At 62.7% G+C, this 22,705-nt stretch carries 22 protein-coding genes; 14 read left to right on the top strand and 8 right to left on the bottom strand.

The genetic code is table 11. From position 1 onward, the window contains the following. The first annotated feature begins 3 nt into the window (after positions 1-3). Genes GV819_RS12865 through GV819_RS12855 form a run of 3 tightly spaced genes read left to right on the top strand, consistent with a single transcriptional unit; the run spans position 4 to position 4,444 of the window. Positions 4-1,782: a type I secretion system permease/ATPase gene (locus GV819_RS12865; protein WP_161756465.1), complete on the top strand. Its 1,779-nt coding sequence runs from the start codon at positions 4-6 to the stop codon at positions 1,780-1,782. Then, positions 1,779-3,125 (top strand): HlyD family type I secretion periplasmic adaptor subunit, encoded by a 1,347-nt coding sequence (locus GV819_RS12860; protein ID WP_161756464.1) that lies wholly within the window; start codon positions 1,779-1,781, stop codon positions 3,123-3,125. The genes GV819_RS12865 and GV819_RS12860 overlap by 4 nt, the downstream gene beginning before the upstream one ends. Beyond that, positions 3,122-4,444: a TolC family outer membrane protein gene (locus GV819_RS12855; protein ID WP_161756463.1), complete on the top strand. Its 1,323-nt coding sequence runs from the start codon at positions 3,122-3,124 to the stop codon at positions 4,442-4,444. The genes GV819_RS12860 and GV819_RS12855 overlap by 4 nt, the downstream gene beginning before the upstream one ends. A gap of 713 nt (positions 4,445-5,157) precedes the next feature. On the opposite strand, the gene trmA is transcribed toward GV819_RS12855, so the two are convergent. Together trmA and GV819_RS12845 are read right to left on the bottom strand one after the other, a co-directional pair. Next, positions 5,158-6,237: a tRNA (uridine(54)-C5)-methyltransferase TrmA gene (trmA, locus tag GV819_RS12850; protein ID WP_161756462.1), complete on the bottom strand. Its 1,080-nt coding sequence runs from the start codon at positions 6,235-6,237 to the stop codon at positions 5,158-5,160. Beyond that, the gene (locus GV819_RS12845) at positions 6,234-7,526 is read right to left on the bottom strand and encodes an NCS2 family permease (RefSeq protein ID WP_161756461.1); all 1,293 of its coding nucleotides are present in this window, start codon (positions 7,524-7,526) and stop codon (positions 6,234-6,236) included. The genes trmA and GV819_RS12845 overlap by 4 nt, the downstream gene beginning before the upstream one ends. A gap of 207 nt (positions 7,527-7,733) precedes the next feature. Between GV819_RS12845 and GV819_RS12840 the strand changes: the two genes are divergently transcribed. Next, positions 7,734-8,183 (top strand): DUF4879 domain-containing protein, encoded by a 450-nt coding sequence (locus GV819_RS12840; protein WP_161756460.1) that lies wholly within the window; start codon positions 7,734-7,736, stop codon positions 8,181-8,183. A gap of 63 nt (positions 8,184-8,246) precedes the next feature. Then, positions 8,247-8,798, top strand: a complete 552-nt coding sequence (locus tag GV819_RS12835; RefSeq protein ID WP_161756459.1) for a DJ-1 family glyoxalase III — start codon at positions 8,247-8,249, stop codon at positions 8,796-8,798. Positions 8,799-8,801: 3 nt separating this feature from the next. Here the strand turns inward: GV819_RS12835 and GV819_RS12830 are convergent, their stop codons facing one another. After that, positions 8,802-9,092, bottom strand: a complete 291-nt coding sequence (locus GV819_RS12830) for a HigA family addiction module antitoxin (RefSeq protein WP_161756458.1) — start codon at positions 9,090-9,092, stop codon at positions 8,802-8,804. 15 nt (positions 9,093-9,107) lie between these two features. Beyond that, positions 9,108-9,386 carry a type II toxin-antitoxin system RelE/ParE family toxin gene (locus tag GV819_RS12825; protein ID WP_025129224.1) on the bottom strand — a complete coding sequence of 93 codons (279 nt, stop codon included), beginning with the start codon at positions 9,384-9,386 and terminating at the stop codon, positions 9,108-9,110. A gap of 437 nt (positions 9,387-9,823) precedes the next feature. On the opposite strand from GV819_RS12825, the gene GV819_RS12820 reads away from it, so the two are divergent. After that, positions 9,824-10,120, top strand: coding sequence for a hypothetical protein (locus GV819_RS12820; protein ID WP_178125039.1), 297 nt, complete (start codon positions 9,824-9,826; stop codon positions 10,118-10,120). A 34-nt stretch (positions 10,121-10,154) separates the two neighbouring features. On the opposite strand, the gene GV819_RS12815 is transcribed toward GV819_RS12820, so the two are convergent. Next, the gene (locus tag GV819_RS12815) at positions 10,155-11,393 is read right to left on the bottom strand and encodes an MFS transporter (protein ID WP_161756456.1); all 1,239 of its coding nucleotides are present in this window, start codon (positions 11,391-11,393) and stop codon (positions 10,155-10,157) included. 513 nt (positions 11,394-11,906) lie between these two features. On the opposite strand from GV819_RS12815, the gene GV819_RS12810 reads away from it, so the two are divergent. From GV819_RS12810 to GV819_RS12800, 3 genes are all read left to right on the top strand, one after another. Continuing rightward, positions 11,907-13,349, top strand: coding sequence for a cytochrome ubiquinol oxidase subunit I (locus GV819_RS12810; protein WP_161756455.1), 1,443 nt, complete (start codon positions 11,907-11,909; stop codon positions 13,347-13,349). A 3-nt stretch (positions 13,350-13,352) separates the two neighbouring features. Next, positions 13,353-14,360 (top strand): cytochrome d ubiquinol oxidase subunit II, encoded by a 1,008-nt coding sequence (cydB, locus tag GV819_RS12805; RefSeq protein WP_161756454.1) that lies wholly within the window; start codon positions 13,353-13,355, stop codon positions 14,358-14,360. Between the two features lie 112 nt (positions 14,361-14,472). Continuing rightward, positions 14,473-14,640, top strand: coding sequence for a DUF2474 domain-containing protein (locus GV819_RS12800; RefSeq protein WP_011063586.1), 168 nt, complete (start codon positions 14,473-14,475; stop codon positions 14,638-14,640). 153 nt (positions 14,641-14,793) lie between these two features. Here the strand turns inward: GV819_RS12800 and GV819_RS12795 are convergent, their stop codons facing one another. Further along, entirely contained in the window at positions 14,794-15,918 is a 1,125-nt protein-coding gene (locus GV819_RS12795) for a methyltransferase (RefSeq protein ID WP_161756453.1), read from the bottom strand. Positions 15,919-16,142: 224 nt separating this feature from the next. Between GV819_RS12795 and GV819_RS12790 the strand changes: the two genes are divergently transcribed. Beyond that, positions 16,143-16,919 carry a ferredoxin--NADP reductase gene (locus GV819_RS12790; protein ID WP_161756452.1) on the top strand — a complete coding sequence of 259 codons (777 nt, stop codon included), beginning with the start codon at positions 16,143-16,145 and terminating at the stop codon, positions 16,917-16,919. A gap of 48 nt (positions 16,920-16,967) precedes the next feature. Here the strand turns inward: GV819_RS12790 and mscL are convergent, their stop codons facing one another. Beyond that, complete coding sequence (gene mscL / locus GV819_RS12785) at positions 16,968-17,381, bottom strand: large-conductance mechanosensitive channel protein MscL (RefSeq protein ID WP_161756451.1); 414 nt, start codon at positions 17,379-17,381, stop codon at positions 16,968-16,970. 286 nt (positions 17,382-17,667) lie between these two features. On the opposite strand from mscL, the gene katB reads away from it, so the two are divergent. The 4 genes from katB to GV819_RS12765 all read left to right on the top strand — a co-directional run bounded on the left by katB (position 17,668) and on the right by GV819_RS12765 (position 22,041). Continuing rightward, on the top strand, positions 17,668-19,209 hold the full coding sequence (gene katB, locus GV819_RS12780) for a catalase KatB (RefSeq protein ID WP_161756450.1): 1,542 nt from the start codon (positions 17,668-17,670) through the stop codon (positions 19,207-19,209). A gap of 115 nt (positions 19,210-19,324) precedes the next feature. Beyond that, positions 19,325-19,864, top strand: a complete 540-nt coding sequence (locus GV819_RS12775) for an ankyrin repeat domain-containing protein (RefSeq protein WP_161756449.1) — start codon at positions 19,325-19,327, stop codon at positions 19,862-19,864. A gap of 45 nt (positions 19,865-19,909) precedes the next feature. Further along, positions 19,910-21,277, top strand: a complete 1,368-nt coding sequence (gene radA / locus GV819_RS12770) for a DNA repair protein RadA (protein WP_161756448.1) — start codon at positions 19,910-19,912, stop codon at positions 21,275-21,277. Positions 21,278-21,312: 35 nt separating this feature from the next. Next, on the top strand, positions 21,313-22,041 hold the full coding sequence (locus GV819_RS12765; protein WP_434738428.1) for a hypothetical protein: 729 nt from the start codon (positions 21,313-21,315) through the stop codon (positions 22,039-22,041). 14 nt (positions 22,042-22,055) lie between these two features. On the opposite strand, the gene GV819_RS12760 is transcribed toward GV819_RS12765, so the two are convergent. Further along, positions 22,056-22,424: a PilZ domain-containing protein gene (locus GV819_RS12760; RefSeq protein WP_161756636.1), complete on the bottom strand. Its 369-nt coding sequence runs from the start codon at positions 22,422-22,424 to the stop codon at positions 22,056-22,058. Between the last annotated feature and the right edge of the window lie 281 nt (positions 22,425-22,705).

The raw sequence follows: 22,705 nt of genomic DNA, 5'->3' as shown, positions 1-22,705 counted from the left end.
TTCATGAGCAGGCCAAACCCTTGCGCCGGTTCCGAGACGCTGGCCGCGCTGACGGCCTATAAAAGCGGCTTTTTCAACATCGGTCTGTTCTCGGCGGTGATCAACCTGCTGATGCTGGCGCCGGCCCTGTACATGCTCCAGGTCTATGACCGGGTACTGGCTTCGGGCAATCAGATGACCCTGTTGATGCTGACCCTGATGATCATCGGCCTGTTCGGCCTGATGGGGGCCCTGGAGTGGGTGCGCAGCCAGGTGGTAATCCGCCTCGGCACACAGATGGACATGCGCTTGAACCAGCGGGTGTATGACGCTGCATTCGAGGCGCAGCTCAAGGGCGGCACCCAGGCGGCGGGGCAGGCTCTGAATGACCTGACTGCGCTGCGCCAGTTCGCCACCGGCAACGCGCTGTTCGCGTTTTTCGACGCGCCGTGGTTTCCCATCTATCTGTTGGTGATCTTCCTCTTCCATCCCTGGCTCGGGCTCTTGGCCCTGGGCGGTGCGGTGCTGCTGGTGGTCCTGGCCTGGGTCAATCATCACCTGTGCCAGGCGCCTTTGGCTGAGGCCGGGCGCTTGTCCATCAGCACCAGCCAGCAGGCCACGGCCAATTTGCGCAACGCCGAAACCATCGAGGCCATGGGCATGCTTGGCACCTTGCGCGAGCGCTGGTTCGCCGGGCACCAGCAGTTCCTCGCCCAGCAAAACCTGGCCAGCGAGAAGACCGCCACGGTCAGTGCCTGGTCCAAGGGCGTGCGCTTGGCCTTGCAGTCATTGGTGCTGGGTCTGGGGGCATGGCTGGCGGTCCAGAACGAGATCACCCCGGGGATGATGATTGCCGGGTCGATTCTCATGGGTCGGGTGTTGAGCCCTATCGATCAACTGATCGCCGTGTGGAAACAGTGGAGTTCGGCGCGCCTGGCCTATGGGCGTTTGTCGGCCCTGTTGCAGGCCAATCCGCCGCGACCGCATCGCATGAGCTTGCCCACCCCGCGCGGGGATCTGTTGGTGGAGCAGCTCAGCGCCTGTGCCCCTGGCAGTCGCCGGCCGGCCCTGGCCAACCTCGGCTTCAGCCTGGCGGCGGGGCAGGTACTGGGGGTGATCGGCCCTTCCGGTTGTGGCAAGTCGACCCTGGCCCGTCTGCTGGTAGGGGCTTGGCTGCCGGTTACCGGCAAGGTGCGCCTGGACGGTGCCGACCTGGCCCAATGGGACAAGCAGCAACTGGGACCGCACATTGGCTACCTGCCCCAGGATATCCAGCTGTTTGCCGGCAGCATCGCCGAGAACATCGCACGCTTCGGCCCGCTGGACTCCAACAAGGTCCTGGCGGCGGCGCAGATGGCTGGGGTGCATGAGCTGATCCTGCAATGGCCGCAAGGTTATGACACGCAACTGGGGGAGGGCGGTGCCGGGCTGTCCGGTGGGCAGAAGCAACGCATCGCCCTGGCGCGGGCGCTGTACGACCTGCCGGCGCTGATTGTGCTCGATGAGCCCAATGCCAACCTCGACGAGGCCGGTGAGCAAGCCCTGTTGCGGGCTATCGCCCAGCTCAAGGAGCACAAACGCACCCTGGTGCTGATTACCCACAAGCCTAATGTGCTGACCCTCACCGATCAGTTGATGATTCTGCGGGATGGCCAACTGCAAGCCTTCGGCCCGACGGCGCGGGTGCTTGAGGCCAGCCAGAAAGCCAAGGCGCCGCCGCCCGCCCCCGCTGGCAAACCCGTGTCCAACCTCAACCTGAGCTACCGGCTCGGGGCTGTCGCCGGTGAAGGAAAGCCCGCATGAGCCAAGTGCATTCCCTGGGGCCCATGCCGGCCCCCAGCAACACCCCGAACAACGTCCTGGCCCTGGACGACAAGAAATACTCGCGACTGGGTTGGTTGCTGGTGCTGGGAGGCTTTGCCGGCTTTCTCGGCTGGGCCGCCCTGGCGCCGCTGGACAAGGGCGTGGCGGTGTCGGGCAAGGTCATGGTGTCGGGTCACCGCAAGACCGTGCAGCACCAGAGCGGCGGTATCGTCGAGCGGATCGAGGTCAAGGAAGGTGACCGGGTCAGCGCCGGTCAGGTGCTGTTGCGGCTCAACGAAACGCCGTTGCGTACCCAGATGCAATCCTTGCGCAGCCAGTACCTGGGCTCCCTGGCCAGCGAGGCCCGGCTGAATGCCGAGCGCGACGGCGCCTCGGGCATTGTTTTCGATCCCCAGCTCCAGGCCTTGGCGGCTGAGCCGGATGTGGCCGCCAGCATGAGCCTGCAACGGCAGTTGTTCAGCAGCCGGCACCAGGCCCTGAGCATGGAGCAGCAGGGGATCGGCGAAACCATTGCCGGGTCCGAGGCACAACTGCGTGGCACCCGGGACTCCCAGGCCAGCAAGGTGCTGCAGCGCCAGGCGTTGAGCGAGCAATTGCTGGGACTGCGGGAGCTGGCGCGGGACGGTTACATTCCCCGTAACCGCCTGCTGGACAGTGAACGCCTGTATGCCCAGATCGATGGTTCGATTGCCGAGGACTTCGGCCGCATCGGCCAGTTGCAGCGGCAGATCCTCGAACTGCGCTTGCGCATCCGTCAGTCCACCGAGGACTTCCAGAAAGACCTGCGCAGCCAATTGGCCGACACCCGGATCCGTACCGAGGATTTGCGTAACCGCCTGGCCTCTGCCGAGTTCGAACTGGCCAACAGCCAGGTGCGGGCGCCGGCCGCCGGGGTGGTGGTGGGTATGGAGGTGTACACCGAGGGCGGGGTGATCAAGCCGGGACAGCCGCTGATGGACATCGTGCCCCAGGGCGAGCCGCTGCTGGTGGAGGCGCGGGTGCCAGTGCAACTGGTGGACAAGGTGCATCCGGGGCTGGCGGTGGAGTTGATGTTCCCGGCGTTCAACCAGAGCACCACGCCGCGGATTCCCGGCGAAGTGACCCTGGTGTCGGCGGATCGCCAAGTCGATGAGCGCACCGACGAGCCGTATTACACCCTGCGCGCCACGGTCAGCGCCGAGGGCATGCAGCAGTTGCATGGCTTGCAGATTCGTCCGGGCATGCCGGTGGAAGCCTTTGTCCGTACTGGTGAGCGCTCGATGCTCAATTACCTGTTCAAGCCGTTGCTGGACCGCACTCATATGGCGTTGGTGGAAGAATGATTCGAACCTGGCGCTGTTTGCCCCTGCTGTGTCTGCTGGCCTCTTCCGGGGCCCAGGCGTTGGGGCTGCTGGATGCTTACGACCTGGCCTTGCGCAACGATCCGACCTTTCAGGCGGCGATCAAGGAACGTGATGCCGGCGAGGAAAACCAAGTGATCGGCCGCGCCGGACTGCTGCCGAACCTGTCCTGGAGCTACAACAACTCGCGCAACCAGTCCGAGGTGACCCAGAACACCACCACCGATCGTGACTACCGCAGCTATGCCTCAACCCTGACGTTGCAGCAGCCCTTGCTGGACTACGAAGCCTATGCGCGTTTTCGCCAGGGCGCGGCCCAGGCACTGTTTGCCGACGAACGCTTTCGCGGCAAGAGCCAGGAGCTGGCAGTGCGCCTGCTCAGTGCCTACAGCCAGGCGTTGCTGGCCCAGGAACGGATCGAGCTGAGCCGCGCGCAGAAGCGTGCCTATGCCGAACGCCTGCAGCTCAACGAGCGCCTGCTCAAGGGGGGCGAGGGCACGCGCACCGATGTGCTGGAGACCCAGGCCCGCTTGAGCCTGTCACTGGCCGAAGAGATCGAGTCCCAGGATCAGCAGGACGCGGCCTTGCGCGAGCTGCAAGCGATAGTCGGCGAGCCGTTGCAGATCGACGAACTGGACCCGCTGACCCGGCAGTTCGAAACCCAGCCGCTGCTGCCCAACCGCTTTGACAGCTGGCGCGAGCTTGCCATGGCCAACAACCCGGAACTGGCTTCTCAGCACCAGGCCCTGCGGGTGGCTGAGTATGAGGTTGAGCGCAAGCGTGCCGGGCACCTGCCCAAGGTCAGCCTGTACGCCAGCAGCCGCCAGACCAGCTCCGACTCGGAGAGCTCCTACAAGCAGAAATACGACACCAATACGGTGGGTATCCAGGTCAGCCTGCCGTTGTTTGCTGGCGGCTCGGTGTCGGCCTCGACCCGCCAGGCGGCCAGCCAGTTGTCCCAGGCGCAGTTCGAGCTGGACGCGCAGACCGCCACCACCCTCAACGAGCTGCGCAAGCAGTTCAACCTCAATACCAGCGCGGCGGCCAAGGTTAGGGCCTATGCAATGGCCGTCAGCTCGGCCGAGGCCCTGGTGACCGCGACCCAGAAAAGCGTGCACGGCGGCGAGCGGGTCAACCTCGATGTGCTGGACGCCGAGCAGCAACTGTTCAGCGCCCGTCGCGACATGGCGGATGCCCGGCATGCCTACCTGTTGGCGCGGATCCAGCTCAAGTACTACGCCGGCCTGCTCAACGAACAGGACCTGCAGCAACTGGCCGGCTACTTCCGCCCCCTGGGCTGAACCCCAATGCCGTACCGACCCCTGTAGGAGCTGGCTTGCCAGCGAAGGCGCCGGCCAGATTGGCGCAAGTCTCAAGGGCCTCTTCGCCGGCAAGCCGGCTCCTACGGAGAGGGGGTGTCAGGCTTGGCCTTGTAGGAGCTGGCTTGCCAGCGATGGCGTCGGCCGGGTTGGCGCAAGGCTCAAGGGCCTCTTCGCCGGCAACCCGGCTCCTACGGAGGGGGGGGTGTCAGGCTGGCCTTGTAGGAGCTGGCTTGCCAGCGAAGGCGCCGGCCGGGTTGGCGCAAGTCTCAAGGGCCTCTTCGCCGGCAAGCCGGCTCCTACGGAGAGGGGGTGTCAGGCTTGGCCTTGTAGGAGCTGGCTTGCCAGCGATGGCGTCGGCCAGATTGGCGCAAGTCTCAAGGGCCTCTTCGCCGGCAAGCCGGCTCCTACGGAGAGGGGGGCGTCAGGCTGGCCTTGTAGGAGTTGGCTTGCCAGCGAAGGCGCCGGCCGGGTTGGCGCAAGGCTCAAGGGCCTCTTCGCCGGCAAGCCGGCTCCTACGGAGGGGGAGGGCGGCAGGCTTGGCCTTGTAGGAGCTGGCTTGCCAGCGATGGCGTCGGCCAGATTGGCGCAGGTCTCAGGGGCCTCTTCGCCGGCAAGCCGGCTCCTACGGAGGGGGAGGGTGGCAGAATGCAAACAGCCGTCACGAGGACGGCTGTTGGGTGGCGCAGGGCGGATCAGCGACGGGTCAGCAAGACCCCGGATTCCATGTGGTGGGTCCAGGGGAACTGGTCGAACAGCGCGCAACGGGTAATGCGGTGGGTGTCGTGCAACTGGGCGATGTTGGCCGCCAGGGTTTCCGGGTTGCAGGAGATGTACAGGATGTTGTCGAAGCGCCGGGTCAGCTCGCAGGTGTCCGGGTCCATGCCGGCCCGGGGCGGGTCGACGAACACGCTGCCGAACTCGTAGCTCTTCAGGTCCACGCCCTGCAGGCGGCGGAACGGCCGCACTTCATTCAAGGCTTCGGTCAGCTCTTCGGCAGACAAACGCACCAGGGTGACGTTATCCACAGCGTTTTCGCTGAGGTTGCTCAAGGCGGCATTCACCGAGGTCTTGCTGATCTCGGTGGCCAGTACCTTGCGCACCCGAGTGGCCAGGGGCAGGGTGAAGTTACCGTTGCCGCAGTAGAGTTCCAGCAGGTCGTCGCTGCGCTCGCCCAGGGCTTCATAGGCCCAATTGAGCATCTTCTGGTTCACCGTGCCGTTGGGCTGGGTGAAGGCGCCTTCGGGTTGCCGATAGCTGAAGGTGCGTGGGCCCACTTCGAGCTTTTCCACCACATAGTCCTGGCCGATGACTTCGCGCTTGCCCTTGGAGCGGCCGATCACGCTGACCTTGAGGTCGGCAGCCAGCTGGCTCGCGGCCTTGTGCCAGTGCTCGTCCAGGGGACGGTGGTAGCACAGGGTGATCATCGCGTCGCCGGCCAGGGTGGTGAGGAACTCCACCTGGAACAGCTTGTGGCTCAGGGCGCTGCTGGCTTGCCAGGCGGCCTTGAGCTGCGGCATCAACTGGTTGATGCGCTGGCTGGCGATGGGGAACTCCTCGATCAGGATCGGCGTGCGCTTGTCGTCCTGGGAGAACATCGCGTAGTGCCGATCACCGGCTTCACGCCACAGGCGGAACTCGGCGCGCAGGCGGAAGTTCTGCAAGGGCGAGTCGAAGACCTGGGGCTCGGGCGCGTCGAAAGGCGCCAGCAGGTCACGCAGGCGCGCGACCTTGTCTTGCAGTTGTACCGCGTAGGAGGGGGCGTCAAAAGTCATGCGGGGTAACCCAGCTTGATCACGAACAGGATCGACAGGATCACCAGCGGCGCGTTCAGCTCACGGGCGCGGCCCGACAGCAGCTTGATCACGGTCCAGGCGATAAAGCCGAAGGCGATGCCGTTGGCAATGGAGTAAGTGAAGGGCATCGCCAAGGCGGTGACGACCACGGGGGCGGCGACGGTGATGTCGTCCCAGTCGATTTCCGCCAGGCCCGAGGTCATCAGCACCGCGACGAACAGCAGGGCAGGAGCGGTAGCGAAGGCCGGTACGCTGGCTGCCAGGGGCGAGAAAAACAGCGCCAGCAGGAACATGATCGCCACCACGATGGCGGTCAGGCCGGTGCGGCCGCCGGCGCTGACGCCCGCTGCCGATTCGATGTAGCTGGTGGTGGTCGAGGTGCCCAGCAGCGAACCGGCCATGGCCGCGGTGCTGTCGGCGATCAGTGCCCGGCCCATTTTCGGCATGTGGCCGTCCTTGCCCATCAGCCCGGCGCGCTTGGCGACGCCGATCAGGGTGCCGGAGTTGTCGAACAGGTCGACGAACAGGAAGGCGAAGATCACGCTGATCAGGCCGATGTCCAGGGCGCCCTTGATGTCCAGTTGCAGGAAAGTCGGGGCCAGGGACGGTGGCATCGAGATCACGCCGCCGAACTGGGTGACGCCCAGGAGGATGGAGACGATAGTCACCGCGAGGATGCCGATCAGCACTGCGCCGCGCACTTTCAGCGCTTCCAGGGCAACGATCAGGGCAAAGCCCAGGGCTGCAAGGATAGGCGCGGGCTTGCTCAGGTCGCCGAGGCCGACCAGGGTCGATTGGTTGCCTACCACGATCCCGGCGTTGTGCAAGGCGATCAATGCCAGGAACAGGCCAATCCCGGCGGCAATCGCAGAGCGCAGCGGCAGCGGGATACTGTTGATGATCCATTCACGGATCTTGAAGATCGACAGCAGGAAGAACAGCACCGCCGAGATGAAGACCGCACCCAGCGCTACTTGCCAGGTGTGGCCCATGTGCAGGACCACGGTGTAGGTGAAGAAGGCATTGAGGCCCATGCCCGGCGCGAGGGCGATCGGGTAGTTGGCGATCAGCCCCATGACCGTGGAGCCGATGGCGGCTGCCAGGCAGGTAGCGACAAACACCGCACCCTTGTCCATGCCCGTCTCGCCGAGGATGCTCGGGTTGACGAAGAGAATGTAGGCCATGGCCAGGAAGGTGGTAACGCCCGCAAGAATCTCGGTGCGCACGTTGGTGTTATGTGCCTTGAGTTGAAACAGCCTTTCCAGCATGTCTGCTCCCCGTGGCGCCGCCCGGCGCCGTGAATGTATCGACTCCAACAGCAAAGCACAGACTGCCTGATGCGCCTGTGGATTTGCCTTGGGTCGGAAAAAGCCGCGCATCATACCAGCAGCGTGGGCCAATGGCTGCGATCGTCGGCGATGTTTTGCCCTGCTGGCAAGTAGCGCATACTGCGCCCTGCTTTTAAGGGGGGATTTATGCGCAGCACAATGAAAATGACCGCGTTGGCGTTTGTGGGCGCCGTGGCTTGCTGGCTGGCGACTCCGGCCCTGGCGCGCTCGGCACCGCCGTTGAGCCGGGTGGAGATTCTCAAGGTGCTGTCGCCGTCCTGCGGGCTTGAGGATGTCTCCGACGGTCGTGAGCGGACCGAGTGCGATCACCGTGGTCCGAACATCAAGGTCTATGTGCTGGAAATCGGCTACGGTCGCGAGCCTCACGTGAACCTGGACGGTTTCGAGGTCGACGGCACCCGTTCGCCGGTGTGCGAGGACGGCTCCAGCTATGTGCCGTGCGGCAACTCGGGGATCACCGTCGGCTACATCTATGTCTTCGATCTGGCGGGCAAGCAGGAAGGCACCTTCAGTTTCCGCAACACCTCGCTCAATGCGCCGGGTAACACCCTGGGCGCGCAGATCTACATCAAGTAGCCCTCGAACGGCGCCCGGCAAAGCTGGCTAAGCTCTAAAGACCTTCCTTGTGGAGTCATCCCCATGACCTTCAGAGCCTTGGTCACCCTTGCCGAAGGCATCGATGACCTGCAAAGCGTGACCTTGATCGATGTGTTGCGCCGTGCCGAAATCGAAGTGCTGACGGCCAGCGTCGAAGGCCGGCGCATGCTCACCTGCGCCCGGGGCACCCGGCTGACTGCCGACGCCATGCTGGTGGATGTGCTGGCCCAACACTTCGACCTGATCGTGTTGCCCGGCGGCGCGGTGGGGGGCCAGCATTTGGCGGCTCACCAACCGTTGCTGCAGTTGGTCAAGGATCAGGCCGCGGCAGGGCGCCTGTTCGCCGGGATCGCCGAAGCACCGGCTTTGGCCTTGCAAGCCTTCGGGGTGCTGCGCCAGCGGCGCATGACCTGCCTGCCCAGCGCCAGCCATCATCTGCAGGGCTGCACCTTTGTCGACCAGCCGGTGGTGGTGGACGGCAACTGCATCACCGCCCAGGGGTCCGCCGCGGCCCTGGCGTTTGCCCTGGCCCTGGTGGAAGCGCTGTGCGGCCGCGCCAAGCGCGCCCAGGTAGCTGCCGAGTTGCTGGTCTAGGGCTCAGCCGACATGAGCCGAGATGGGCTCGATCACCGGTTGCAACTCCTGTTCGGTGTGCCAGATGTCGTAGTCGGCCTGCACCGCCAGCCAGACCTTGGCCTTGCCGATTCCGGCGCGTTCCAGGCGGACCGCCAGTTCCGCGCGGATCGGTGCATGGCCATTCAACACCTTGGACAGGTGCGGGCGGGCGTAGCCGATATGCCGCGCCAGCTCCGTCACGCTGATGCCCAGCTCGGGCAAGACATCCAGGCGCAGGGTGTCGCCGGGGTGGGGCGGGTTGTGGATGGGCATGATCCTGCCTCCTGTTCAGTGGTAGTCCAGATAGTCGACCAGTTCGATATCCGAACCTACGAAACGAAAGATCACTCGCCAGTTGCCGGACACCACCAGGGACCAATAGCCGTGCAGGTCGCCCTTGAGCGGGTGCAGCCGCCAGCCCGGCAGGTCGAGCCCGGCCGGTTCGCTGGCGTGATCCATGAACGACAGCTGGCGGGCCAGCCGGCGTGCATGCTCAGCCCGTATTCCACGAGTCGATCCGGTTTCATAGAAGGCGCGCAGGCCTTTGTGCTGAAAGGACTTGATCATGGGGTGCGAGTGTAAGGTGATACCTTACATGCTTCGTAGCGGTTTTGTATTGCAGAGAATGATCAACAACCTGTTACGAGGCCCCCCGCGGGGCGTTTCTCTGTCGCAGCTCGGTTCGGCAAGGAGTCGGGCACGGAGCTTGTGAGCGGGTAACAAAGCCTAACCAGCCGCTCCTTGCACCGCCCGTCCCATCACCCCTATAGTTCGCGCCGTCGCTGCCAATTCAGCGGCCGGGTTTGGTCACCCGAAATTAGAAGGCGCACGCGCCACCCTGGTTTGCAGGCACTTTTTCGTGTCCGCACGCTTAATGGTGGGCTGTGCGCGGGACACCTTCGGGTGTGCCGGGTGCCTTCTTCCCGGTTGACCAACCTGTGCACAGTCCGCCACCCATCGTTTGGTCACGATTGGGGCGGTCATTCATAAAGAAGGATCTAATGATGAATACCCCGAAAACTGCTGCTCACTATGTGCCGCTTAAATCCAACATAAGCCGGCCAGGTGTGTTTTTTATCAACGCCAATGCGTCCCCTGAGGCACTGCACGAAGCCGCCGAGCAACGCATGCGCACGGCTGCCAACCTGCTGGAAACCCTCTGCTGCCTGAACTTCAGCCACGGCGATGTGAAGGACATCCCGCACATCATCGACGTGCTCTATGTACTGACCCAGGATGGTTGCGACCTGCTGGAGGCGGCGAAATGGCGAGCCTGTGCTGAGGCTCAGCCCAGCCACTGACGCTTGAACCTGGCCGCGCCTGCCCGGCGCGGCTTCAGGCCTTGGATTGCTCGACCCGCTCGATCATCCGGTCACGCTGGGCCAGGGTCGGGAACAGCTTGATCCAGACCCCGGTCACCAGCAGCGTACCGACCCCGCCCAGCACCACCGCCGGCACCGTGCCGAACCAGTGGGCGGTCAGCCCGGATTCAAATTCCCCCAGCTGATTCGAAGCGCCGACGAACAGGCCGTTCACCGCACTGACCCGGCCGCGCATTTCGTCCGGGGTTTCCAGCTGCACGAAGGAGGCGCGGATCACCATGCTGATCATGTCCGCCGCCCCCAGCACCACCAGCACTGCCAGGGAAAACCAGAACGAGGTGGACAGGCCGAAGGCGATGGTGGCGACGCCAAACACCCCGACCGCAGTGAACATCACCCGCCCGACCTTGCGCTCGACGCTGAAACGCGCCAGCCACAGTGACATCAGCAAGGCGCCTACTGCCGGCGCCGAACGCAGCAGCCCCAGGCCCCAGGGCCCGGTCAACAGGATGTCCTTGGCGAACACCGGCAAGAGTGCAGTGGCGCCCCCCAGCAACACGGCGAACAGGTCCAGGGAAATGGCGCCGAGGATGTCCGGGCGGCTGCGGATGAAGCGAACCCCCGCCAGCAATGAATCCAGGGTGGCCTTGCCCTTGCTCAGTGGAGTCTGCCGGGCCGGCAGGTTGAGCATCAGCAGGCAGGCAATCACATAGAGCGCCACGGTCGGGCCGTAGACCCAGACGCTGCCGAAGGCATACAGCAATCCGCCCAGTGCCGGGGCGACGATGGTCGCTGACTGTTGCGCCGATTGCGCCGCGGCCACCGCCCGGGGAAACAGTGCACTGGGCACAAGGCTCGGCAGCAAGGCCTGGGTGGTGGGCATTTCGAACGAGCGGGCGCCACCGAGCAGGAAGGCCAGGATGAAGATCATCTCCCGGGTGACATTGTCGGTCAGGCTGCCGATGGCCAGCGCCAGGGCAATCAAGGCCTGCAGTGACTGACAGATTGCCGCCACGCGGCGCCGGTCGTAGCGGTCGGCCACATGCCCGGTGTGCAGCATGAACAGCACCCGTGGCGCGAATTCCACCAGCCCTACCAGGCCCAGGTCGAGCACGTTGCCGGTCAGTTGATAGAGGTTCCAGCCGATGGCCACGGTGAGCATCTGGAACCCGCTGGCGGTGAAGATTCGAGCTAGCCAGAAGGCGATGAACGGGCGGTGGTGACGGAGCAGCAGAGGGTCTTGGCTGGGCATCTGGCGGCAGATCTGAGCGGGGAGTGAAACGAGATTATCACCAAGATGTAACCGAAGGTTGCAGCCTGCGGAAAAATCGTTAGCCGCGCATCTATCTGCTTTGGGCGGTGAAATACTTCTCGCAATCCCTGCTGTCGCGACCGCTGGCTGTGATCGGCCTGAAGTGGGGGGCGGTGCTTTGCTGTTGCTGAAGCTCCTGCGAGCCTGAGCGCCGCTCGCGACAGTGGCCACAGGGAAAAATATCTGGGAAACCCCCGGGCTTGAGAGGGTGGGGCAAGCTGTCACGCGGCAAATAACCACACGCTTGCGCGAGCAAATTAGGACTACTCTTTCAACGTTGCTTGACCCAGATCAAAACCTTTCCCAAGGCTGATGTGGTGGCAAAAGTACCAGAATCCCTGCGTGCGATGGTTTCAAAAAGAACGAATTCGAATTCGCCGCACTCCATATCCGTGGGGGCAGTGGGTGCAGGCCTCTGGCCGGCAGCCGGTATTACCTGACAGAGGAAAGCTTATGTTCGGTTTAGAGGCTCTTGATCTCGCCCGAATTCAGTTCGCGTTCACCATCTCGTTCCATATCCTGTTCCCGGCAATCACCATTGGTCTGGCGAGCTACCTGGCGGTACTCGAAGGCCTGTGGCTGAAGACCCGTGACGATACCTACCGTGACCTGTACCACTTCTGGTCGAAGATCTTTGCCGTCAACTTCGGCATGGGCGTGGTCTCCGGCCTGGTGATGGCTTACCAGTTCGGCACCAACTGGAGCCGGTTCTCCGATTTTGCCGGTTCTGTCACCGGTCCCTTGCTCACCTATGAAGTGCTTACGGCGTTCTTCCTTGAGGCCGGTTTCCTTGGGGTCATGCTGTTCGGCTGGAACAAGGTCGGACGCAAGCTGCATTTCTTCGCCACCGTCATGGTGGCCATCGGCACCCTGATCTCGACCTTCTGGATTCTTTCGTCCAACAGCTGGATGCAGACACCCCAAGGGTATGAAATCGTCAACGGTCAGGTGATTCCGGTGGATTGGCTGGCGGTGATCTTCAACCCGTCGTTCCCCTATCGCCTGGCGCACATGGCGGTGGCTGCGTTTGTCGCCACGGCGTTCTTCGTCGGTTCGTCGGCAGCTTGGCACTTGCTGCGGGGGCGGGACAATCCGGCCATTCGTCGCATGCTCTCGATGGCCATGTGGATGGCCCTGATCGTCGCCCCGGTACAGGCGGTGATCGGTGACTTCCACGGTCTCAACACCCTCAAGCACCAGCCGGCGAAAATCGCCGCCATTGAAGGCCACTGGGAGAACGTCGGTAATGAACCGACCCCGCTGATCCTCTTCGGCTGGCCGGACATGAAAGCCGAGAAAACCAGGTTCGCGGTGGAAATTCCCTACCTGGGCAGCCTGATCCTCACCCACTCCCTGGACAAGCAGGTGCCGGCGCTCAAGGAATTCCCGCCTGAGGATCGGCCCAACTCGACCATCGTGTTCTGGTCGTTCCGGATCATGGTGGGCCTGGGCATGCTGATGATCTTCACCGGCCTGTGGAGCGTCTGGCTGCGCAAGCGCGACACCCTCTACACCTCGCGACCGTTCCTGTACCTGACCTTGTGGATGGGCCCGTCCGGGCTGATCGCGATCCTTGCCGGCTGGTTCACCACCGAGATCGGCCGTCAGCCGTGGGTGGTCTACGGCCTGATGCGCACGGCGGATGCGTCTTCCGGACACAGCTTCGTGCAGATGAGCATCACCCTGGCGCTGTTCGTGGTGGTGTACTTCTCGCTGTTCGGCGTGGGTATTGGCTACATGATGCGCCTGGTGCGCAAAGGCCCGATCACCAACGAAGGTGCCGAAACCAGCCACGGTGGTCCCGGGCAACAACGCACCCCGGCGCGTCCGCTGTCTGCAGCCGACGATGACAACGACGATGACCACCACAGCAGCCGCCTGAACAAGGGGAATTGAGTCATGGGTATCGATCTTCCGCTGATCTGGGCCGTGATAATCATCTTCGGCATCATGATGTACGTGGTCATGGACGGCTTCGACCTGGGCATCGGGATTCTCTTCCCGTTCGTCAAGGACGAGCGCGACCGTGACGTGATGATGAATACCGTCGCTCCCGTCTGGGACGGCAATGAAACCTGGCTGGTGCTGGGTGGTGCGGCGCTGTTCGGCGCCTTCCCGCTGGCCTACTCGGTGGTGCTGTCGGCGCTCTACCTGCCGCTGATCCTGATGTTGGTGGGGCTGATCTTTCGCGGCGTGGCCTTCGAGTTCCGCTTCAAGGCCAGGGACGACAAGCGTCATATCTGGGACAAGGCGTTCATCGGCGGCTCCCTGGCTGCGACCTTCTTCCAGGGCGTGGCCCTGGGGGCCTTTATCGACGGCCTGCCGGTGGTCAACCGTCAGTTCGCCGGCGGTTCCCTGGACTGGCTGACACCGTTCACCCTGTTCTGCGGCCTGGCGCTGGTGGTGGCGTATGCCTTGCTCGGCTGCACCTGGCTGATCATGAAGACCGAAGGCAAGCTGCAGCAGCAGATGCATGACATTGCTCGGCCCCTGGCCTATGTCGTGCTGGCAGTGATCGGCATCGTCAGTATCTGGACCCCGCTGGCGCACGCCGAGATTGCTGCACGCTGGTTCACCTTGCCAAATCTGTTCTGGTTCCTGCCGGTGCCGATCCTGGTGCTGGTGACCATGTACGGCCTGTTGCGTGCCGTGGCCCGTAACGCTCACTACACGCCGTTCCTGTTGACCCTGGTGCTGATCTTCCTCGGTTACAGCGGCCTGGGCATCAGCTTGTGGCCGAACATCGTGCCGCCGTCGATCTCTATCTGGGACGCCGCCGCGCCGCCGCAGAGCCAGGGCTTCATGCTGGTGGGCACGCTGTTCATCATCCCGTTCATCCTGGGTTACACCTTCTGGAGCTACTACGTGTTCCGCGGCAAGGTCACCCACGAAGACGGTTATCACTAGGTAGGAGCCGGCTTGCCGGCGAAGAGGCCCTTGAGCCTTGTGCCCGGCTTGCCGTCGCTTTCGCTGGCAAGCCAGCTCCTACGGAAATTCGGGTTAGGCAGGAGTTGAAGTCATGAGCGGTAAACACTCTTTGCAGGAAATCGAGCAGGCGGAAAAGAAACCGCTGTGGCAGCGTCTAGGCTGGCTAGTGATGATCTGGGGCGGCAGCGTCCTGGCCCTGTTCGTGGTGGCCAGCCTGATGCGCATGTTCATGAATGCGGCCGGCTTGACCACCCACTGAAACACTCACCGATCATCCCATCCCGTTGCCTTGCGGCACGGTTTATAGCCCTCCGTTTGGAGGGCTTTTTTTGCCTGTCGTAAATGACGCTTGTGCCAGGGGCTGTTGTGGCGAGGGCGACTGCTCGCTCGCCACACGCCGTACCCAGTGTGTTTACTTGCGGGCTTTGAGGATCACGAACTTGGGGGTTGCCGCCACCTGATCCACGCCGCGGAACAGTCGCGCCAGCTTGCTGTGATACCCCAGGTGGCGGTTGCCGACGATATACAGCGCGCCGCCTACTACCAGGGCTTCCCGGGCTTGCTGGAACATCCGCCAGGCGAGGAAATCGCCGACCACCTGCTGCTGGTGGAAGGGCGGGTTGCACAGCACCACATCCAGGGACTGTGCTTCCTGGCCAGCCAGGCCATCACCGGCGCGCATTTCTGCTGGCCGTTCACCGAGCACCGCCTGCCAGTTTTCCCGGGCCGATTGCACCGCCATGAAGGACTCGTCCACCAGGGTGTAGTGGGCTTGCGGGTTGTCCAGGGCGCTGGCAATGGCCAGCACGCCGTTGCCGCAGCCCAGGTCCGCGACCCGGGCATTGCCGAGGTTTTTTGGCAGGTGCGGGAGGAAGGCGCGTGTGCCGATGTCCAGGCCTTCACGGCAGAACACGTTGGCATGGTTGAGTAGCTCGATGGCCGGTTGATCCAGGCGATAGCGGGTCGGGTAGGGCGACACGGCGGGCTGCTTGTGTTCCGGGGTGGCAATCAGCAAGCGGGCCTTCTTCACTGCCAGGGAAGCTTGTACCGGGCCGATATAGCGCTCCAGCAAATCCCCGGCGGCGCGAGGCAGGTGCTTGACCATGGCGGCCGCCACCACTTGGGCGCCGGGGGCCAGTTGTCCTTGCAGGCGGATCAACTGCTCCTCCAGCAGGGCCAGGGTCTTGGGCACGCGGATCAGCACCTGGTCGAATGGCCCGCTCAAGGTTTCACTGGCGGGCACCATGCGAATGGCGTCAAAGGGCAGGCCGTTGCGCACCAGGTTCTTTTCCAGGGCCAGGGCGCCGAGGTAGGAGTCGCCGCTGCTACTGACCTGGACCTTACCCAGCAGGCTGGCGGCCAGTGCACCGAAGCTGTCGTTGAGCACCAGCACCCGGGTGTCGCTGCCCGGGTGTTGTTCGGCCAGGTGATTGAGCAGGTACTCATCCGCTGCGTCGAAGGCTTGCAGCGGCTCGTTCTGCTGTTCGGGCTGGCGGATCAGGTCGAGCTGGGCGAAGGGGCTTGCAAGCAGGGGCATGGGGCGGACTCTAGGTAATCGGTGAATGTCCTGTCGGCGAGGATCTGCAGCGGACAGGAACCTTCGAGCAGAAGCGGCGCAGGCTGCAGGATGGCTGTTCAAAGTGGGGGTAAATGGTACGTTTTTTTGCTGCTGATTGCCCGCGATCTATGTCACTACAAACCGCCGGTGTTTCTGTTCGGCGCTTTGCGGGACACTAGAGCATCGCTTTTGTGGAGTCCGTCATGACTGCCAGTGAAGAAAAGTACACCCGTCAGACCCTGCTCGATGTCCAGCCACTGACTTCAAGCCTGTTCACCTTGCGTACCACCCGGGATGCAGGCTTCCGCTTTCGTGCCGGGCAGTTCGCCCGTCTCGGCGTGACCAAGGCCGACGGCAGCACCGTGTGGCGCGCCTATTCCATGGTGTCGTCGCCGTTCGATGAGTATCTCGAGTTCTTTTCGATTGTCGTGCCCGGTGGCGAGTTCACCAGCGAACTGAGCCGCCTGGAAGTGGGGGACAGCCTGCTGGTGGATCGCCAGGCGTTTGGCTATCTGACCCTGGACCGCTTTGTCGACGGTCGTGATCTCTGGCTGTTATCCACAGGCACGGGTATTGCGCCGTTCCTGTCGATCCTCCAGGACTTTGAAGTGTGGGAGAAATTCGAGCGGATCATCCTGGTCTATAGCGTGCGTGAGGCCAAGGAGCTGGCTTACCAGCAACTGCTCGCCGAACTGCCCCAGCGTGAATACCTGGCGGAAGTTGCGCACAAGTTGCAGTTCATCAGCACCGTGACCCGGGAACAGCATCCGGGCAGCCTCAACGGGCGCATCACCGAGCTGATCGAGAACGGCCAGTTGGAGCGCGCCGCCGGCGTCGAGCTGACACCCGAGCACTCGCGGGTGATGCTCTGCGGCAACCCGCAGATGATCGACGATACCCGTGCCCTGCTCAAAGCGCGGGACATGCACCTGAGCCTGACCCGGCGACCGGGACAGGTGGCGGTGGAGAATTACTGGTAACGAAAACGGCGCCTCAGGGGCGCCGTTGTCTTGTCGCGAAAGCAGTGTTCAAGGCTTGTTGTTCTGGGCCTTGAGCAGGTCGCGGATCTCGCCCAGCAACTCTTCTTCTTTAGTCGGTACCGGTGGCACGGTAGGGGCCACGGCCTCTTCGCGCTTCAGGCGGTTGATGACCTTGATGCCCATGAAGATGGCGAAGGCGATGATGATGAAGTCGATGATGCTCTGGATGAATTTGCCATAGGCCAGTACCACCGCCGGCACATCGCCCGCAGCCGCCTTCAACGTGACCGCCAGATCCCCGAAGTTCACCCCACCAATCAGCAGTCCGATGGGTGGCATGACCACGTCACCGACAAAGGATGAAACGACCTTACCGAACGCGGCGCCGATGATAATACCGACGGCCATGTCGACCACATTACCTTTGACCGCGAAGGCCTTGAATTCACTTAGCACGCCCATAGGTTATTCCTTGTGGCTGATGAGGTTGGTGATGGCAGTGTAATTCAGCAAAATGCATTTTGCCGACACAACTTTTTACAGCTAGCGGGGTTATCGACCGACAAAGAGGCAAATAGTTTATTACAGTGCCATCAAATCGCGCGCGATATACCCCGCCTCCGACGCTATAACCAGTACATTCTGTCAATCAGACGGTTACAGCCTTACTATTTATCTTTCAAATAGTTAGCCACTAGCCTCTAGCAGGCGCATCGAGATGCGCCTTATATAACTAGAGGAATACAACATGACCGCTTCTCTTGGCCTCGGGAGTTTTTCCCAACGACGCGTACTGGGTGTGCTTGCCGCCAGTATGTTTTCCCTTTCCGTACAGGCTGCAACGCTGACCCGCGATAATGGCGCGGCGGTGGGCGACAACCAGAACTCACAGACTGCGGGTGCCAGCGGGCCGGTGATGCTGCAGGATGTGCAACTGATCCAGAAGCTCCAGCGTTTCGATCGTGAGCGCATTCCTGAGCGCGTGGTACACGCCCGCGGCACCGGCGCCCACGGTAGCTTCACGGTCACCGACAACCTCAGCGACCTGACCCGCGCCAAGGTGTTCGCTGCCGGTGAAGTGACCCCGGTATTCGTGCGTTTCTCGGCGGTGGTGCACGGCAACCATTCCCCGGAAACCCTGCGCGACCCACGGGGTTTCGCCACCAAGTTCTATACCGCAGACGGTAACTGGGACCTGGTGGGCAACAACTTCCCGACCTTCTTCATTCGTGATGCCATCAAGTTCCCGGATATGGTGCACGCGTTCAAACCCGACCCGCGCACCAACCTCGATGATGACTCGCGGCGTTTCGATTTCTTCTCCCATGTTCCCGAAGCCACCCGTACTTTGACCGAGCTGTACTCCAACTCCGGTACTCCAGCCAGTTACCGGGAAATGGACGGTAATGGGGTGCATGCCTACAAGTTGATCAATGCCAAGGGCGAAGTGCATTACGTAAAGTTTCACTGGAAGAGTCTGCAAGGCCTGAAGAACCTCGACCCGAAACAGGTGGTCGAGGTACAGGGGCGTGATTACAGCCATATGACTAATGACTTGGTAACCCACATTAATAAAGGGGACTTTCCCAAGTGGGACTTGTATGTCCAGGTATTGAAACCCGAGGACTTGGCAAAGTTTGATTTCGACCCGCTGGATGCGACGAAGATCTGGCCGGATGTTGCCGAGCGCAAAGTCGGGCAGATGGTGTTGAACCGCAACCCGGCCAACGTTTTCCAGGAAACCGAGCAAGTCGCCATGGCGCCGTCCAACCTGGTGCCGGGGATCGAGCCGTCGGAAGATCGCCTGCTGCAAGGCCGAGTGTTCTCCTACGCCGATACCCAGATGTACCGCATTGGCGCCAACGCCTTGCAACTGCCGATCAACGCACCGAAGAACCCGGCGAACAACGGCAACCAGGATGGTGCCATGAATCTGGGTCACACCAGCACCGGGGTCAACTACCAGCCGAGCCGCCTGCTGCCCCGCGAAGAGCCGCAGAGCGCGCGTTACAGCCAGATGGCTGTGTCGGGTAGCACCCAGCAGGCAAAGATCCAGCGTGAGCAGAACTTCAAGCAGACCGGCGATCTGTATCGCTCGCTCAGCAAGAAGGAGCGCCAGGACCTGATCGACAGCTTTGGCGGCTCGCTGGCCACCACCGATGATGAGAGCAAGCACATCGTGCTGTCGTTCCTTTACAAGGCCGACCCTGAATACGGCACTGGCGTGACCAAGGTGGCCAAGGGCGACCTGGCCCGGGTCAAGGCTCTGGCGGCCAAACTCAACGACTGATGTTTCACCCCTTGTAGGAGCTGGCTTGCCGGCGAACACGGACACCGCGCGGTATCGGGCGGCCTCTTCGCCGGCAAGCCGGCTCCTACGCTTTCAAGACAGACGGAGGTGCGCCATGCGCCTGTTCATTACGCTGCTGACCTTGGCCTGGGCCCTGGCTGCCCAGGCCCAGCCCGCCGACCCGGTGGCGGTCAAGGTCCAGCTGGAAAACTACTATTTCGATGCCGCCCGCCGTGGCGATGTGGAGATGCTCAACACCTTTATCGAGGCCGGTTATTCCCTCGATACCCAGGATGAAAAGGGTTATACCGCGCTGATCCTCGCCGCCTATCACGGCCAGGCTACGGCGGTGGAGCGCCTGCTGGCCGCTGGGGCCAACGCCTGCGCCCAGGACAAACGCGGCAACACGGCCTTGATGGGGGCTATCTTCAAGGGCGAGGTGCAGATCGCCCGACGTCTGCTGGCGGCCGACTGCAGCCCCGACCAGCGCAATGGCGCCGGGCAGACGGCGGCCATGTACGCCGGCCTGTTCAAACGGGTCGAGTTGCTGGATGCCCTGGCGGCCAAAGGCGCTGACCTGAATGCCGAGGATCCCCTGGGCAACAGCGCCACGCGTCTGGCCAGCGGGCAAATACGCACTGCCGTGCAGCGCTGATCCGCTCTGTCTGAGCTATCATCGCGGTTTTTGTCGGGGGTTCAGATGGCCAAGGCCAAGCGCATGTACGGCTGCACCGAGTGCGGCTCTACCTTTCCCAAATGGGCCGGGCAATGCGGCGAGTGTGGGGCCTGGAACACCCTGACCGAGACTATGATCGAGAGCGGCGGTGCCGCGGCGCCTGCCGGGCGCACCGGCTGGACCGGACAGCAGGCACAGATCAAGACCCTGGCGGAAGTCAGCGTCGAGGAGATCCCACGTTTCTCCACCGCGTCCGGCGAGCTCGACCGGGTGCTGGGCGGCGGTTTGGTGGACGGCTCGGTAGTGCTGATTGGCGGTGATCCGGGGATCGGCAAGTCGACCATCCTGTTACAGACCCTGTGCAATATCGCCACACGCATGCCGGCGTTGTATGTCACCGGTGAGGAATCCCAGCAACAGGTGGCAATGCGTGCCCGGCGCCTGGGCCTGCCCCAGGATCAACTGCGGGTGATGACCGAGACCTGTATCGAAACCATCATTGCCACGGCCCGGGCGGAAAAGCCCAAGGTCATGGTGATCGACTCCATCCAGACGATCTTCACCGAGCAATTGCAATCGGCACCGGGCGGCGTATCCCAGGTGCGCGAGAGCGCGGCCTTGCTGGTGCGCTACGCCAAGCAGAGCGGCACGGCGATCTTCCTGGTCGGCCATGTAACCAAGGAAGGCTCCTTGGCCGGGCCGCGGGTACTGGAACACATGGTCGATACGGTGCTGTATTTCGAAGGCGAGTCCGATGGCCGCTTGCGTTTGCTGCGGGCGGTGAAGAACCGTTTTGGCGCGGTCAACGAGTTGGGGGTGTTTGGCATGACCGACCGTGGACTGAAGGAGGTCTCCAACCCTTCGGCGATTTTCCTTACCCGTGCTCAGGAAGAGGTTCCGGGCAGTGTGGTCATGGCCACCTGGGAAGGCACGCGGCCGATGCTGGTGGAAGTCCAGGCGCTGGTGGATGACAGCCACCTGGCCAACCCGCGCCGGGTGACCCTGGGCCTGGACCAGAACCGCTTGGCGATGTTGCTGGCGGTGCTGCACCGCCACGGCGGGATTCCGACCCATGACCAGGACGTATTCCTCAACGTGGTGGGTGGGGTCAAGGTGCTGGAGACCGCCTCCGACCTGGCCTTGATGGCGGCGGTGATGTCGAGCCTGCGCAACCGCCCGTTGCCCCATGACTTGCTGGTGTTCGGTGAAGTGGGGCTGTCGGGTGAAGTGCGTCCGGTGCCTAGCGGTCAGGAACGTCTTAAAGAAGCGGCCAAGCACGGATTCAAACGGGCTATCGTGCCCAAGGGCAACGCTCCGAAAGAGTCGCCGCCGGGCTTGAAGATCATTGCCGTGACCCGTCTGGAACAGGCATTGGATGCACTTTTCGAATAATCAGAGCCGGGCTCTTGTGAAAGGAAGCAGATGATATGGGCAGGACAAGGTTGAATGGCTGGATGCTTGGCTTGAGTCTGTTGTGCGGCAGCGGGTTCGCCGTGGCGCAGCAGGCCGAGGTGCCTGAAGGGTATCGGATCGCGCAGCAGGTGCTGGTGGGAGACGGATCGGTGCTGGAAGTGCTGGAGGATCTGCGGATCACCCCTGAACTGCATGCCAACAGCTGGGGCAATGGCCTGGACGCCGACAGTTTTGCCCCGTCCGAGGATGAGCGTCCGGTCGCGCCACTGGGCGCCCAGGCGCGCCTGGTGTCCGACAACGGCGAGGTGCTGGCGCAGAAGTCCCTGGGTTACCCGATGGCCACGGTGGAAAAAGCACCACTGAACGGCCTGCCGTCCCCGGCATTCTTCCTGACCATCGACCAGACCGCGCCCATGGGCAGCTACAGTGGTCCGGCCACCGAAGTGCTGATGCCGGAGCAGAGCCAGTTGGACCCGGTGTTGTGCCTGGAAGAGGGTGGGGAGAAGCTGCCGCTGGTGTTCGCCCAGACCGGCAAGGCCACCTGGCAGATCGTGCCATCCGTTAACGGCGGGACTGAAAGTATCCAGCAGGTCTCGTCGGCTTCGTCGGTGGAGAACGAAGAGTTCATCACTACCTATCGCACCTTCCGTTATGTCGACGGCCAATGGACCGCCGCCTCGCGGCAGCAGGCAGGTTACTGGGATACCGAAAGCGAGTTTCCCGAGCCAGCACTGTTTCCTTGAAAAGGCGCAGCTGATCAGATCTCGATCAGCGCCCCCAGCTCACGCTCCAGTTCCTCGGGATCTCCCAGGTTCAGCTCGATCAGCCTTCTGAGGTGTTCGATCGAGTCCAGGTCGATGTGCAGGCAGACGAATCCCAACTGACCATGATCATCATGGGCCAGTCGCACATCCATGTGCACGTCGGCATCAGGACCCAGATGGATGTCCGCTTCAAAGGCACGCTCGGGATCTCCCAGCCAGGGATCGGGGCGCTCGATCAGCAAGCCCTTGAGGGACAGGTCCAGCAGTCGCACCGGCCAGCGGTGGGGGCCCTGGCTCAGTTCGGTCTTTGCATCGAAGGCGATGCGTTTGAAGCGTCGGCGGTTGGTGTATTGCTCGCTCATGGACAGGCCCTCTGAGTGGTGCACTGACTATAGACTCCGGTTTATGACTGTCGCTACAACCCGCACCGCACCTTGGGCGATAGTCGTCAGAACCCTTGCCGAGGCATCTGCAACTGAAAGTCCTGACCGAGGTTTCTCGCGTAAGGCGGTTCAGCTGAAAATGTTCCGAAAAAACCTGCTCATAAGCTAAAAGAAGGCTCTAGACCAACGTGGGGGTGGTCTTTGGTAGCAGTAGCGCTACACTCGCAGACGCGGTCTTTGTGTCCAACCTGGCTGGAATA

Source organism: Pseudomonas sp. Fl5BN2 (assembly GCF_009908205.1).
Classification (GTDB): domain Bacteria; phylum Pseudomonadota; class Gammaproteobacteria; order Pseudomonadales; family Pseudomonadaceae; genus Aquipseudomonas.
This window is presented reverse-complemented; position numbering and strand designations above follow the sequence as displayed.

Excerpts from the sequence above, each read along its gene's own strand:
- GV819_RS12865 (WP_161756465.1), top strand. The coding sequence starts at position 4 with ATGAGCAGGCCAAACCCTTGCGCCGGTTCCGAGACGCTGGCCGCGCTG.
- GV819_RS12815 (WP_161756456.1), bottom strand. The coding sequence starts at position 11,393 with ATGCCCAGCCAAGACCCTCTGCTGCTCCGTCACCACCGCCCGTTCATC.
- trmA (WP_161756462.1), bottom strand. The coding sequence starts at position 6,237 with ATGACTTTTGACGCCCCCTCCTACGCGGTACAACTGCAAGACAAGGTC.
- cydB (WP_161756454.1), top strand. The coding sequence starts at position 13,353 with ATGGGTATCGATCTTCCGCTGATCTGGGCCGTGATAATCATCTTCGGC.
- GV819_RS12860 (WP_161756464.1), top strand. The coding sequence starts at position 1,779 with ATGAGCCAAGTGCATTCCCTGGGGCCCATGCCGGCCCCCAGCAACACC.
- GV819_RS12765 (WP_434738428.1), top strand. The coding sequence starts at position 21,313 with ATGGGCAGGACAAGGTTGAATGGCTGGATGCTTGGCTTGAGTCTGTTG.
- GV819_RS12775 (WP_161756449.1), top strand. The coding sequence starts at position 19,325 with ATGCGCCTGTTCATTACGCTGCTGACCTTGGCCTGGGCCCTGGCTGCC.
- GV819_RS12845 (WP_161756461.1), bottom strand. The coding sequence starts at position 7,526 with ATGCTGGAAAGGCTGTTTCAACTCAAGGCACATAACACCAACGTGCGC.
- GV819_RS12855 (WP_161756463.1), top strand. The coding sequence starts at position 3,122 with ATGATTCGAACCTGGCGCTGTTTGCCCCTGCTGTGTCTGCTGGCCTCT.
- katB (WP_161756450.1), top strand. The coding sequence starts at position 17,668 with ATGACCGCTTCTCTTGGCCTCGGGAGTTTTTCCCAACGACGCGTACTG.
- GV819_RS12795 (WP_161756453.1), bottom strand. The coding sequence starts at position 15,918 with ATGCCCCTGCTTGCAAGCCCCTTCGCCCAGCTCGACCTGATCCGCCAG.
- GV819_RS12825 (WP_025129224.1), bottom strand. The coding sequence starts at position 9,386 with ATGATCAAGTCCTTTCAGCACAAAGGCCTGCGCGCCTTCTATGAAACC.
- GV819_RS12800 (WP_011063586.1), top strand. The coding sequence starts at position 14,473 with ATGAGCGGTAAACACTCTTTGCAGGAAATCGAGCAGGCGGAAAAGAAA.
- mscL (WP_161756451.1), bottom strand. The coding sequence starts at position 17,381 with ATGGGCGTGCTAAGTGAATTCAAGGCCTTCGCGGTCAAAGGTAATGTG.
- GV819_RS12840 (WP_161756460.1), top strand. The coding sequence starts at position 7,734 with ATGCGCAGCACAATGAAAATGACCGCGTTGGCGTTTGTGGGCGCCGTG.
- GV819_RS12810 (WP_161756455.1), top strand. The coding sequence starts at position 11,907 with ATGTTCGGTTTAGAGGCTCTTGATCTCGCCCGAATTCAGTTCGCGTTC.
- GV819_RS12760 (WP_161756636.1), bottom strand. The coding sequence starts at position 22,424 with ATGAGCGAGCAATACACCAACCGCCGACGCTTCAAACGCATCGCCTTC.
- GV819_RS12830 (WP_161756458.1), bottom strand. The coding sequence starts at position 9,092 with ATGCCCATCCACAACCCGCCCCACCCCGGCGACACCCTGCGCCTGGAT.
- GV819_RS12820 (WP_178125039.1), top strand. The coding sequence starts at position 9,824 with ATGAATACCCCGAAAACTGCTGCTCACTATGTGCCGCTTAAATCCAAC.
- GV819_RS12790 (WP_161756452.1), top strand. The coding sequence starts at position 16,143 with ATGACTGCCAGTGAAGAAAAGTACACCCGTCAGACCCTGCTCGATGTC.
- GV819_RS12835 (WP_161756459.1), top strand. The coding sequence starts at position 8,247 with ATGACCTTCAGAGCCTTGGTCACCCTTGCCGAAGGCATCGATGACCTG.
- radA (WP_161756448.1), top strand. The coding sequence starts at position 19,910 with ATGGCCAAGGCCAAGCGCATGTACGGCTGCACCGAGTGCGGCTCTACC.